The sequence below is a fragment of the Streptomyces sp. JNUCC 64 genome (assembly GCF_054484115.1).
The window spans coordinates 2,390,744-2,403,590 of record NZ_CM137015.1 but is presented as its reverse complement, the minus strand read 5'-3'; the positions used below and the strand labels follow the sequence as shown (position 1 = coordinate 2,403,590).

Sequence of the window (12,847 nt, the reverse complement as noted above, 5' to 3'; positions counted from 1 at the left end):
CCACCGGTACGGCACGGTGCCCGGGACGCCGAAAGATCTGCGTTTCCGGGTACCGCCCGTCATGAAATTGATGTCTCATGATGCGGACAATGGGCAGAAACTCCCGTCCGGTGAGTGAGACTGGACCAACCGTGGAAGACGAGAAGCGAGGTCGGATGATGCGTACGCGTCCGCTGAAGGTGGCGCTGCTGGGCTGTGGAGTAGTCGGCTCAGAGGTGGCGCGCATCATGACGACGCACGCCGATGACCTCGCCGCGAGGATCGGCGCCCCCGTGGAGCTCGCCGGGGTCGCCGTCCGCCGTCCCTCCAAGGTGCGCGCCGGGATCGACCCCGCGCTGGTCACCACCGACGCCACCGCCCTGGTCAAACGGGGCGACATCGACGTCGTCGTCGAGGTGATCGGCGGCATCGAGCCCGCCCGCTCCCTGATCCTGACCGCCTTCGAGCACGGTGCCTCCGTCGTCTCCGCCAACAAGGCGCTGCTCGCCCAGGACGGCGCCGCGCTGCACGCCGCCGCCGAGGAGCACGGCCGCGACCTCTACTACGAGGCCGCCGTCGCCGGGGCGATCCCGCTGATCCGCCCGCTGCGCGAGTCGCTCGCCGGGGACAAGGTCAACCGCGTCCTAGGGATCGTCAACGGCACCACCAACTTCATCCTCGACAAGATGGACTCCACCGGCGCCGGGTACCAGGAGGCCCTGGACGAGGCCACCGCGCTCGGTTACGCGGAGGCCGACCCGACCGCCGACGTCGAGGGATTCGACGCCGCCGCCAAGGCCGCCATCCTCGCCGGGATCGCCTTCCACACCCGGGTCCGGCTCGACGACGTGTACCGCGAGGGCATGACCGAGGTCACCGCCGCCGACTTCGCCTCCGCCCGCCAGATGGGCTGCACCATCAAGCTGCTCGCCATCTGCGAGCGGGCCGCCGACGGCGGTTCCGTCACCGCCCGGGTGCACCCCGCGATGATCCCGCTCAGCCATCCGCTGGCCTCGGTGCGCGGCGCCTACAACGCGGTCTTCGTGGAGGCCGAGGCGGCCGGACAGCTGATGTTCTACGGGCCCGGCGCGGGCGGCGCCCCCACCGCCTCGGCGGTCCTCGGCGACCTCGTCGCCGTCTGTCGCAACAAGCTCGGCGAGGCCACCGGCCCCGGCGAGTCCGCCTACACGCGTCTGCCGGTGAGCCCGATGGGCGATGTCGTCACGCGTTACCACATCAGTCTCGACGTGGCCGACAAACCGGGCGTCCTCGCCCAGGTGGCGACGGTCTTCGCCGAGCACGGGGTGTCCATCGACACCGTCCGCCAGCACGGACGGCCCGACGGGGACGGGGACGCCTCCCTGGTCGTCGTCACCCATCGCGCGCCCGACGCCGCCCTCGGCGGCACCGTCGAAGCGCTGCGCCGACTCGACACCGTGCGGGGTGTCGCCAGCATCATGCGGGTTGAAGGAGAGTAACCAGCAATGACCCACCAGTGGCGCGGAATCATCGAGGAGTACCGGGACCGTCTCCCGGTAACCGATAACACTCCGGTCGTGACGCTCCGCGAGGGCGGCACGCCCCTCGTTCCCGCACAGGTCCTCTCCGAGCGCACGGGCTGCGAGGTGCACCTGAAGGTCGAGGGCGCCAACCCGACCGGGTCCTTCAAGGACCGCGGAATGACCATGGCGATCACCCGGGCTAAGGAGGAGGGCGCGCAGGCCGTCATCTGCGCCTCCACCGGCAACACCTCCGCCTCCGCCGCCGCCTACGCGGTGCGCGCCGGAATGGTCAGCGCGGTGCTCGTGCCCCGGGGCAAGATCGCCCTCGGCAAGATGGGCCAGGCGCTGGTGCACGGCGCCAAGATCCTCCAGGTCGACGGCAACTTCGACGACTGCCTCACCCTGGCGCGCGGGCTGTCCGACAACTACCCCGTGGCGCTGGTGAATTCGGTCAACCCGGTGCGGATCGAGGGCCAGAAGACCGCCGCCTTCGAGATCGTGGACGCGCTCGGGGACGCCCCGGACATCCACGTCCTGCCGGTCGGCAACGCCGGGAACATCACCGCGTACTGGAAGGGCTACGGCGAGTACCTCGCGGACGGCCCGGCCACCCGCACTCCCCGGATGTGGGGGTTCCAGGCGTCCGGCTCGGCGCCGATCGTGCGCGGCGAGGTCGTCAAGGACCCCTCGACCATCGCCACCGCCATCCGGATCGGCAACCCGGCGTCCTGGCAGTTCGCGCTCGACGCGCAGCGGGAGTCCGGCGGGTTCATCGACGAGGTGACGGACCGTGAGATCCTGCGCGCCTACAAGCTGTTGGCCTCCCAGGAGGGCGTGTTCGTGGAGCCCGCCTCCGCCGCCTCGGTCGCCGGACTGCTGAAGGCCGCCGAGCAGGGCAAGGTCGACCCGGGCCAGACCATCGTCTGCACCGTCACCGGCAACGGCCTCAAGGACCCGGACTGGGCGGTCGCCGGGGCTCCGCAGCCCGAGACCGTGCCCGTCGACGCGGAGACGGCCGCCCGCCGCCTCGGCCTGGTCTGATCCCCGCGCCCCCCCATGGTCCGGTGCGCCCCACGGCGCCCGGACCCGGGGGAGGGGAGACGCGGGGAGGCGGGTACCGTCCGGTGCCCGCCTCCGTTCGTCCGCAGTCCGCAGTCCGCAGTCCGCAGTCCGCAGTCCGCAGTCCGCAGCCCGCAGCCCGCAGCCCGCAGTCCCGCGTCCCCGTTCCGCCACTCCACGCCTCCGTCCACGCCTCCGTTGTCCCGTCGGCCGGACTCCGTTCCGCGCCGGGAACCCGTTGCGTGCCGGTGTCCCGTCCGGGGCCGTCCCGTCCCGGAGCGTCCGGCACCGGGAACGTCCGGCGACGGCCCCCCGAGTGGCGGGATTCCGCCGACTTCCGTGCTCCCGGGGTGATTTCGCACCCCTGGACGCCCTCGAATACCCCCGGATACCCCTGGACGCTCCCGGATCGTCTCCGTGTCGTCTCCGGGACCTGTCCGGTTCGCGTCCCGGGCGATGGCCGGTAAGGGGCCCCGGGCGGCTCAGGGCGGGGCGGAACGCCGGTCTTGTCGGGTTCCGCCGGTTCGGGGTGCATGGGGGGCTTGCGACACGCATCGTGCGCCTCCTGTGCGCCCTATGTCGCGACGGAACCTTCCTTCGATAGGCTGTACCGAACCCGTCCGCGCGCATATGCCGCGGCGCCGCCCTCCGTGGGCCCCACGGGTGTCCCCCGCACGTCAGTTCAAGAACCCCCCAGTAGCTCAAGGAGAGTCGTCGAGCGATGGCCGGTCCCGCCTTCCGTGCCGCCGCCGTCCGGGTGCGCGTCCCCGCCACCAGCGCCAATCTCGGTCCGGGCTTCGACGCCCTGGGCCTCTCGCTGGGGCTCTACGACGACGTCGTCGTCCGGGTGGCCGACTCCGGACTGCACGTGGACATCGCCGGTGAGGGCAGTGAGACCCTCCCCCGCGACGAGAGCCATCTGCTCGTGCGCTCGCTGCGCACCGCCTTCGACCTGCTCGGCGGTCAGCCGCGCGGTCTGGAGGTCGTCTGTGCCAACCGCATCCCGCACGGCCGGGGCCTCGGCTCCTCCTCCGCCGCGATCTGCGCCGGGATCGTCGCCGCCCGCGCGGTGACCATAGGCGGGGACAGCCGTCTCGACGACGCCGCCCTGCTGGAACTCGCCACCGAGATCGAGGGACACCCCGACAACGTCGCGGCGTGCCTGCTCGGCGGCTTCACGCTGTCCTGGATGGACGGCGGCGCGGCCCGCGCGATCAGGATGGACGCGGCCGATTCCATCGTTCCGGTGGTTTTCGTCCCCGCGAAGCCCGTGCTCACCGAAACCGCCCGGGGACTGCTGCCGCGCACCGTCCCGCACGTGGACGCCGCCGCCAACGCGGGCCGGGCCGCACTGCTCGTCGAAGCCCTGACCAGGCGTCCCGAGCTGCTGCTGCCCGCCACCGAGGACCGTCTCCACCAGGAGTACCGCGCCCCGGCCATGCCGGAGAGCGCCGCCCTCGTCGAGCGGCTGCGCGCGGACGGCGTCCCCGCGGTGATCTCCGGCGCGGGCCCCACGGTCCTCGCGCTCGCCGACGAACAGGACGCCGACAAGGTCGCCGCCCTCGCGGGCGAGGGCTGGGCGGCCAACCGCCTCGCCCTCGACGACGCGGGAGCGAGCGTGCTGCCGCTTGCCCACTGACCCAGGCTTGCCGGATTTGGAGAGGGGGAATGTTTGTTGGGTCCGGTAGTGTTAATCTCAAGTCTGCACCCGACCCCACCATGACGAGGTGCTTCGTGTCCCTCTCCGGGACGACCATTCTTCCGGGAGCCTCCCAAACCACTCCGCGCGTCGCACCGCGCGGTCTGCGTTAAACGCTCCGGAAATCGGCACCACCCAGCCGCGCGGCACGCGATTCCGTGGCACGGCTCCGGGTAGCGCCACCCAGAAATCTCCTCCGCCGCTTTGGCGGACCACCGCCCCGGCACGGTCCACACCGCACGGGCCACCAGCCGGACAGCACAACCGGTCGCCGAGCCAGACAGGCCGACGTCCGCTCCAGGGAAGGACCCTTCGTGAGCGACACCACCGATCTGATGGGCGTGAGCGCCGACAGCACGGTCGACACCGCTGCCGCGCCCGCCACGGACGCCTCCGCCGCGTCCGCCACCGGTGCTTCCTCCGGGCGGCGCCGTCGCGGCACCGGCCTTGAGGGCATGGTGCTGGCGGAACTCCAGCAGGTCGCCTCGGGCCTCGGTATCAAGGGCACCGCGCGGATGCGCAAGAGCCAGCTGATCGAGGTCATCAAGGAGGCCCAGGCCGGTGGCGGAGCCCCGGCCAAGAGCGCCGACGCCCCCGCCGCCGAGGTCAAGCCCAAGCGCCGCGCCACCTCCAAGGCCCGCACCGTCGAGGCCCCCGCCGCCGACGCCCGGGCCGAGCAGAACGACCACGCCGAGGCCGCCCCCGCCGCCAAGGCCGCGACGGCCACGGCCGAGCCCGCCGAGGCGCCCGCCGCCCGCAAGGCCGTCGCCCAGCAGCAGATCGAGATCCCCGGCCAGCCCGCCAGCGAGGACGCCCCCGCCGGTGAGCGCCGCAGGCGCCGCGCCACCGCCGAGGCCGGCAGCCCCGAGACCGTCACCGCCGAGGTCCGCGCCGAGGCGTCCGGAGACGAGGGCGCCGAGGGCCGGGGCGGCCGTCGTGACCGCCGTGGTCGCGACCGCGACCGCCGTGGCAAGGGCGACGACCAGGGCCAGCAGGGCGGTGGCCAGCAGCGTCAGCAGCAGGGCGGCCGTCAGGACCGCCAGGAGCGCCAGGAGCGTCAGGACCGCAACACCGGTCCGCAGGACGACTTCGACGACGAGGCCGGTGGCCGCCGTGGCCGCCGTGGCCGCTACCGCGACCGCCGGGGCCGTCGTGGGCGTGACGAGATCGGCGGCGTCGAGCCGCAGATCAACGAGGACGACGTCCTGATCCCCGTCGCGGGCATCCTCGACATCCTCGACAACTACGCGTTCATCCGCACCTCCGGCTACCTGCCCGGCCCCAACGACGTCTACGTGTCGCTGGCCCAGGTCCGCAAGAACGGTCTGCGCAAGGGCGACCACATCACCGGCGCGGTCCGCCAGCCCAAGGACGGCGAGCGCCGCGAGAAGTTCAACGCGCTGGTCCGCCTGGACTCGGTCAACGGCATGGCGCCCGAACTCGGCCGCGGCCGCCCCGAGTTCACCAAGCTGACCCCGCTCTACCCGCAGGACCGGCTCCGTCTGGAGACCGACCCCGGGGTGCTCACCACGCGGATCATCGACCTCGTGTCGCCGATCGGCAAGGGCCAGCGCGGTCTGATCGTGGCCCCGCCGAAGACCGGCAAGACCATGATCATGCAGGCGGTCGCCAACGCCATCACGCACAACAACCCCGAGTGCCACCTGATGGTCGTCCTGGTCGACGAGCGTCCGGAAGAGGTCACCGACATGCAGCGGTCGGTCAAGGGCGAGGTCATCTCCTCGACCTTCGACCGTCCCGCCGAGGACCACACCACCGTCGCGGAACTGGCCATCGAGCGGGCGAAGCGCCTGGTCGAGCTGGGCCACGACGTGGTCGTGCTGCTCGACTCCATCACCCGTCTGGGCCGTGCCTACAACCTGGCCGCGCCCGCCTCCGGCCGCATCCTGTCCGGTGGTGTCGACTCCACCGCGCTGTACCCGCCGAAGCGGTTCTTCGGCGCGGCGCGCAACATCGAGGACGGCGGCTCGCTGACCATCCTCGCCACCGCGCTGGTCGACACCGGCTCCCGGATGGACGAGGTGATCTTCGAGGAGTTCAAGGGCACCGGCAACATGGAGCTCAAGCTCGACCGCAAGCTCGCCGACAAGCGGATCTTCCCCGCGGTGGACGTGGACGCGTCCGGCACCCGCAAGGAGGAGATCCTGCTCAGCGGCGAGGAGCTGGGCGTCGTCTGGAAGCTGCGCCGGGTGCTGCACGCCCTGGACCAGCAGCAGGCGATCGAGCTGCTGCTGGACAAGATGAAGCAGACGAAGTCCAACGCGGAGTTCCTGCTCCAGATCCAGAAGACCACCCCGTCGTCCTCCAACGACTGACCGTCGGCCGACGGGACGGCGACCGACCGGTCGCCGTCCCGGTCCGCTGACGGACGCCCGGCCCCGGGCCGCCTCGCGCGGCACCGGGGCCGCGTCGTTCCCGGCCCGCCGGACGGCGCCCCGGGAGGTCCCGACGACGGCGGTTCCGACGGCACCCCGAGCGGTCCCGACCCGTAGCGTTCCGACGGCGTCCCGAGCGGTTTCGGGGGATACGCGACCGCTGGATAGGATCGGCGCGCTGTGGACGTGGACGACGTGGACGTGGTGGACACCGGGCGGGTGGGAGCGGGCGTGGGAACGGGACAGGGCGGCGCGCGACGCCGTCCCCGGACGGGGCGGCTGCTGCCCGCCGTGGCGACCGCGCTGGCCCTGCTCGGCGCCGGGGTCCTCGCCGTCACCGCGCAGGAGGACCCGCCCGGGCCGCCGCCGCTGACCGGGGAGGTCGTCAAACCGCCGCCCGGCGCCGCGCTCGTCACCCCGGCGCCCGCGCCCGCGCCCTCGCCCGGCACCGGCGGCTCCTCCCGAGGCGGTCTGGGCAGCGACAGCACCGCCTCCTGGATGGTGCAACTCGTCTACACCGACCCGGAGTACGGCAGGCACTTCGTGTGCGGCGGCACCCTGGTCGCCCCGGCGAAGGTCCTCACCGCCGCGCACTGCCTGACCGACCCCGCCACCGGGGAACCCCGCGACTGGGCCGCGAACGGAGAGGTCGCCGTCGGCACCGCGCGCGGGGTGACGGCCGCCAACGACGCCCGGTGGGTGGGGGTGCTCCGCGCCTGGACCCATCCCGGCTACGACCGCGCGACGGCCGCCCACGACCTCGCGCTGCTCACCCTGGCCCGCCCGGTCGCCCAGACCACGCTGGAACTGGCCGGACCCGGCGATGACGCCCTCCACCGCCCCGGCACCGAGGCCATCGCCTACGGCTGGGGCGTGACAACCCCCCGCGCCGGAACCGCCGCCGAAGCGTCCGCCGGAGCCCCTGCCGGGACCACGGCCGAAGCCACCTCCGAGGCCACCGGGGCCACGGCCGGACCCACCGCCGGAACGAAGACCGCCGCTGGAACGAAGACCGCCCCCGGAACCACCCCCGGGACGACCGCCGGGACCGCCGTGGTCACCCCGGTCCTCCAGAAGGTCAGCCTGCCGCTGCGCGCCGACGCGGAGTGCCGTACCGCGCTCGGACCCGGGTACCGCGCCGACACCACCCTGTGCGCGGGCGCCTCCCCCGCCGACGCGGCCACCACGAAGGCCCCCACCACGGACGAGACCCCCGCCGACGGCGTCCTCTGCCCCGGTGACACGGGCGGCCCCCTGGTCGCCGGTGGCAAGGTCGTCGGCGTGGTCTCCGGGAGCGCCCGCGACGGGGACTGCCGCACCGCCGGGACGCACCGGGCGTTCGGCGAGGTCGCGGCGGCCCAGCCCGTGCTGCGGCCCCGGATCGACGACGCCGACCCCGCCGCCCGTGACGGCCGCGCCGACCTGGTGCTGCGGGACCGCGAGGAGGGCACCGCCCACGTCATGGAATCCGTCGGCGGGGGCTTCGCCGACCCCGTCGGCCTGCCCGGCGACTGGGACGGCTACAACGTCGTCCTCCAGACGGACCTGGACCGCGACGGCCACCAGGACTTCGTGCTGCGCCGTCCCACCGACGGAACCGTCCTGTGGCGGCACCGCCCGGCCGTGGACGCCCCCTGGGAGGACACCCGGATCGCGCGCGGCTGGGCCGACCGCAGGTTCCTCGCCGTCCCCGGCGACGTGACCGGGGACCGGCTGCCCGACCTGCTGTCGGTCACCGCCGACGGCACCCTCTACGTGTACCCCGGCAACGGCGACGGCTCGCTGGCGGACCGGGTGCGCGCGGGGGAGGGCTACCGGGCCTACAACTCGCTGCGCGGCCGGGGCGACTTCACCGGCGACGGCCGCACCGACCTGTTCGCCCGCACCCGGGACGGACGGCTGCACCTGCTGGCGGGCACCGGACGGGCCGAGGACCCGTTCGCCGCGCCCCGGGCCGTCCGGGACTGGACCGGCTACAACGCGCTCGCCGCCCCCGGCGACGTCACCGGCGACGGACTGCCCGACTTCGTGGCCCGCTCCCGGGCCGGGAACCTGTTCCTCTACCCGGGCACCGGACGGTCCTCCCGGGACGTGTTCGGTCCGCCGGTCCGGCTCGGCGGCGGATTCCAGCGCTACGACCTGATCGGCTGACGGCCCGTGTCCGTCACCCCCGGTGACGGACACGGACGGCCCGGCCGGGCTCGGCCGACTGGTGGACGCCCGGCGCCGGGCCGACCCTGGGGGGAGGACCCCCGAGAGCCGAGGTACGGATGTCCGACGAGAGCCCGGACGGCCAGGACCCCGGGTCCGGCGCGCCGCCCCGCCGGGGCCGCCGCCGGGCCCTGGTCGTCACGGCCTGGACGGTGGCGGGGCTGGTCGTCCTCGGCGGCTCGGGGCTCGGCTACCTCTACGCGCGGCTCAACGGCAACATCCGGGGCGTCGACATCAGCGGCGTCCTCGGCACCGAGCGGCCCGGCGACCGCGACGACGGCTCCCTGGACGTCCTGGTCCTCGGCTCCGACTCCCGGTCCGGGGCCAACGCCGCGTACGGCCGCCCGGACGGCGCGGGCCGCTCGGACACCGCGATGGTCGTCCACGTCCACCGGGGCCACCGGAAGGCCACCGTGGTCTCCATCCCCCGGGACACCCTGGTGGACCGGCCCGCCTGCGCCGACGGCCGTGGCGGTACGGTTCCGGCCGCCGCCTCGCGGATGTTCAACACCGCCTACGAGGTCGGCGGGCCCGCCTGCGCGGTGAAGACCGTCGAGGCGATGTCGGGCCTGCGGATGGACCACTACGTCGAGGTCGACTTCACCGGGTTCACACGGCTGGTGGACACCCTGGGCGGGGTGCCGGTCACCACGACCCGGGCGATCGACGACCCCAAGAGCCATCTGCGGCTCGCCCCCGGCACCCACACCCTCGACGGGGAGCGGGCGCTCGCCCTGGTCCGCACCCGGCACGGCGTCGGGGACGGCAGCGACCTGGGCCGCATCGAGCTCCAGCAGGCGTTCCTGAAGGCACTGGTCGCCCGGATCGACGACCTCGGCCTCTTCTCCGACCCGGTCAAGCTGTTCAAGGTCGCGGACGCCGCCACCAGCGCCCTCACCACCGACTCCGAACTGGACTCGGTGACCCGGCTCGCGGGGTTCGCGGGCACGCTGAAGCACATCGGCGCCGGGGACCTCACCCCGCTCACCCTGCCGGTGGCCTACGACCCGGCCGACCCCAACCGGGTGCTGCCGCTGGCCCGGCAGGACGCCCTGGTCTGGTCCGCCCTCCGCGCCGACCGGCCCGTCCCCGCCGAGGCGACGGAGGGCTCGGCCACCGGCCGTGGGGACGCGGGCCGGGTGATCACCAGCCCCTGAGCGCCGAGGCCCGTCCCCGGCGCGGGTGACGGCCCGGGCCCGTCACCTGGGACCGCCCCGCGACCGCACCCGAACGGCCCGGAACCGAAGCGTTCCGGAACCGCGCCATCACCGATCGGAGCCGGTCCGCGAACGGTCACGAAAGGCCCCCGTCGAGTCGCCCGACGCCACACGGCATCATCCAGCGTCACCCGAGGTCACCCAACGTCACGCACGGGCCCGGGTTGCGGGCCTTCCCGGACCGGTCGGGAATATCCGGTCCCCAGGGCCGGTTTTGGGGGATGCGGCCAGTCCTGGCAGACTGGTACGTCGGCCCCGGTTCACGCCCCGCGCAGCAGGCGCTGGCGACCCGGAGCCCTCCCGAACCTAGGAGACACCTTGAAGCGCGACATCCACCCCGAGTACGTCGAGACCCAGGTCAGCTGCACCTGCGGCGCGTCGTTCACCACCCGCAGCACGATCCAGGCCGGTTCCGTCCGCGCCGAGGTCTGCTCCGAGTGCCACCCGTTCTACACGGGCAAGCAGAAGATCCTCGACACCGGTGGCCGCGTGGCCCGCTTCGAGGCCCGCTTCGGCAAGGCCGCCAAGAAGTAGCGAGCCCCCTGCGCCGGTCCACGGCCGCCCCCGGGCGGGCCGGGACCGGCGTTTTTTCCTGGCGCGGCCCGACCGCCGCCCGGCCCCCGGCCCCGGAGCGGACCCGCCCGGCCCCCCGGGCCCGCCCGCACCCGCCCCCGTGGCCCGCCCCGGCCGCACCCCGCAGCAGCAGATCAGGAGCCCGGAGATGTTCGAGGCCGTCGCGGAGCTCGTCGACGAGCACACCCACCTGGAGCATCAGCTCGCCGATCCCGGGGTGCACGCCAACCAGGCCAACGCGCGCAAGCTCAACAAGCGCTACGCCGAGCTGACCCCGATCGTCACCGCGTACCGCTCCTGGCTCCGGCTCGGCGACGACATCGCCACCGCCCGCGAGTTCGCCGCCGACGACCCCGACTTCGCCGCCGAGGTCAAGGACCTGGAGCGGGAGCGCGAGGCCCTCACCGAGAAGCTCCGGCTGCTGCTGGTGCCCCGCGACCCCAGCGACGACAAGGACGTCATCCTGGAGATCAAGGCGGGCGCCGGGGGCGACGAGTCCGCGCTGTTCGCCGGGGACCTGCTGCGCATGTACCTGCGCTACGCCGAGCGGGTCGGCTGGAAGACCGAGATCATCGACGCCACCGAGTCCGAGCTGGGCGGCTACAAGGACGTCCAGGTCGCCGTCAAGACCAAGGGCGGCCAGGGCGCCACCGAGCCCGGCCAGGGCGTCTGGGCCCGGCTGAAGTACGAGGGCGGCGTCCACCGGGTGCAGCGGGTGCCCGCGACCGAGTCGCAGGGCCGCATCCACACCTCCGCCGCCGGTGTGCTCGTCACCCCGGAGGCCGAGGAGGTCGACGTCGAGATCAACCCCAACGACCTACGGATCGACGTCTACCGCTCCTCCGGCCCCGGCGGCCAGTCCGTCAACACCACCGACTCGGCCGTCCGCATTACCCATCTGCCGACCGGTGTCGTCGCCTCCTGCCAGAACGAGAAGAGCCAGCTCCAGAACAAGGAGCAGGCCCTGCGCATCCTGCGCTCCCGGCTGCTCGCCGCCGCCCAGGAGGAGGCCGAGCGGGAGGCCGCCGACGTCCGCCGCAGCCAGGTGCGCACCGTCGACCGCTCGGAGAAGATCCGCACGTACAACTTCCCCGAGAACCGCATTTCCGACCACCGCGTCGGTTTCAAGGCGTACAACTTGGACCAGGTGCTCGACGGGGACCTCGACACGCTCATCCAGGCGTGCGTCGACGCGGACTCCGCCGCCAAGCTCGCCGCCGCCTGACCCCCCGGGCGCCGACCAGCCCACCGCGCCCGACACCCAGCCCAGCCCCGGAGGACCTCGCGTGCAGCCACCCATTGGGGGTCGCCCCCCAGGCCCCCGCAGTCTGCTGCTCGCTGAAGTGGCCCAGGCCACCCAGCGGCTGGCCGACGCGGGCGTCCCCTCGCCGCGCAACGACGCCGAGGAACTGGCCGCCTTCGTCCACGGAGTGAAGCGGGGCGAGCTGCACACCGTCGCCGACTCCGACGTGGACGCCCGCTACTGGGAGGCCATCAACCGCCGGGTCGCCCGCGAACCCCTCCAGCACATCACCGGCCTGGCCTACTTCCGGTACCTGGAGCTGGAGGTCGGCCCCGGGGTGTTCGTGCCCCGGCCGGAGACCGAGTCGGTGGTCGGCTGGGCCATAGACGCGGTGCGCGCCATGGACGTCGTCGAGCCGCTCATCGTCGACCTGTGCTCCGGCTCCGGCGCCATCGCCCTCGCCATGGCCCAGGAGGTGCCCCGCTCCCGGGTGCACGCCGTGGAGCTGTCCGAGGACGCCCTGGCCTACACCCTCAGGAACGCCGAGGGCTCCCGGGTCCACGTCCACCAGGGCGACGCCCTGACCGCCCTGCCCGAACTGAACGGACAGGTCGACCTCGTCATCTCCAACCCCCCGTACATCCCCCTCACCGAGTGGGAGCACGTGGCGCTGGAGGCCCGCGAGTACGACCCGCAGATGGCGCTGTTCTCCGGCGACGACGGCCTCGACACCATCCGCGGCCTGGAGCGCACCGCGCACCGGCTGCTGCGCCCCGGCGGCATCGTCGTCGTGGAGCACGCCGACACCCAGGGCGGCCAGGTCCCCTGGATCTTCAGCGAGGAGTCGGGCTGGGCCGACGCCGCCGACCACCCCGACCTCAACAACCGGCCCCGATTCGCGACCGCGCGCAAGGCACGCCCGTGACGTCCCGGCCCCCGAACCACATTCCGCACGCGCACGAGGAGGC

At 73.6% G+C, this 12,847-nt stretch carries 9 protein-coding genes; all 9 read left to right on the top strand.

All coding sequences use genetic code 11. The features are described from left to right. Positions 1 to 155: 155 nt before the first annotated feature. The 9 genes from ACVWNX_RS09465 (at position 156) to prmC (ending at position 12,804) form a co-directional block, all read left to right on the top strand. Positions 156 to 1,457, top strand: coding sequence for a homoserine dehydrogenase (locus ACVWNX_RS09465; RefSeq protein WP_454413453.1), 1,302 nt, complete (start codon positions 156 to 158; stop codon positions 1,455 to 1,457). Positions 1,458 to 1,463: 6 nt separating this feature from the next. Then, positions 1,464 to 2,522, top strand: a complete 1,059-nt coding sequence (thrC, locus tag ACVWNX_RS09460; protein WP_454413452.1) for a threonine synthase — start codon at positions 1,464 to 1,466, stop codon at positions 2,520 to 2,522. A 739-nt stretch (positions 2,523 to 3,261) separates the two neighbouring features. Then, on the top strand, positions 3,262 to 4,179 hold the full coding sequence (thrB, locus tag ACVWNX_RS09455) for a homoserine kinase (RefSeq protein ID WP_454413451.1): 918 nt from the start codon (positions 3,262 to 3,264) through the stop codon (positions 4,177 to 4,179). 374 nt (positions 4,180 to 4,553) lie between these two features. After that, a complete protein-coding gene (gene rho, locus ACVWNX_RS09450; RefSeq protein ID WP_454413450.1) occupies positions 4,554 to 6,575 on the top strand; it encodes a transcription termination factor Rho in 2,022 nt (673 codons plus the stop codon). 240 nt (positions 6,576 to 6,815) lie between these two features. Further along, positions 6,816 to 8,786, top strand: a complete 1,971-nt coding sequence (locus ACVWNX_RS09445) for a trypsin-like serine protease (protein ID WP_454413449.1) — start codon at positions 6,816 to 6,818, stop codon at positions 8,784 to 8,786. A gap of 119 nt (positions 8,787 to 8,905) precedes the next feature. Continuing rightward, a complete protein-coding gene (locus ACVWNX_RS09440) occupies positions 8,906 to 10,003 on the top strand; it encodes an LCP family protein (protein ID WP_454413448.1) in 1,098 nt (365 codons plus the stop codon). Between the two features lie 378 nt (positions 10,004 to 10,381). After that, positions 10,382 to 10,597, top strand: a complete 216-nt coding sequence (rpmE, locus tag ACVWNX_RS09435) for a 50S ribosomal protein L31 (RefSeq protein WP_454413447.1) — start codon at positions 10,382 to 10,384, stop codon at positions 10,595 to 10,597. A 187-nt stretch (positions 10,598 to 10,784) separates the two neighbouring features. Further along, positions 10,785 to 11,861, top strand: coding sequence for a peptide chain release factor 1 (gene prfA, locus ACVWNX_RS09430; protein WP_454413446.1), 1,077 nt, complete (start codon positions 10,785 to 10,787; stop codon positions 11,859 to 11,861). A gap of 61 nt (positions 11,862 to 11,922) precedes the next feature. Continuing rightward, positions 11,923 to 12,804: a peptide chain release factor N(5)-glutamine methyltransferase gene (gene prmC, locus ACVWNX_RS09425; protein WP_454413445.1), complete on the top strand. Its 882-nt coding sequence runs from the start codon at positions 11,923 to 11,925 to the stop codon at positions 12,802 to 12,804. The last annotated feature ends 43 nt before the right edge of the window (positions 12,805 to 12,847 follow it).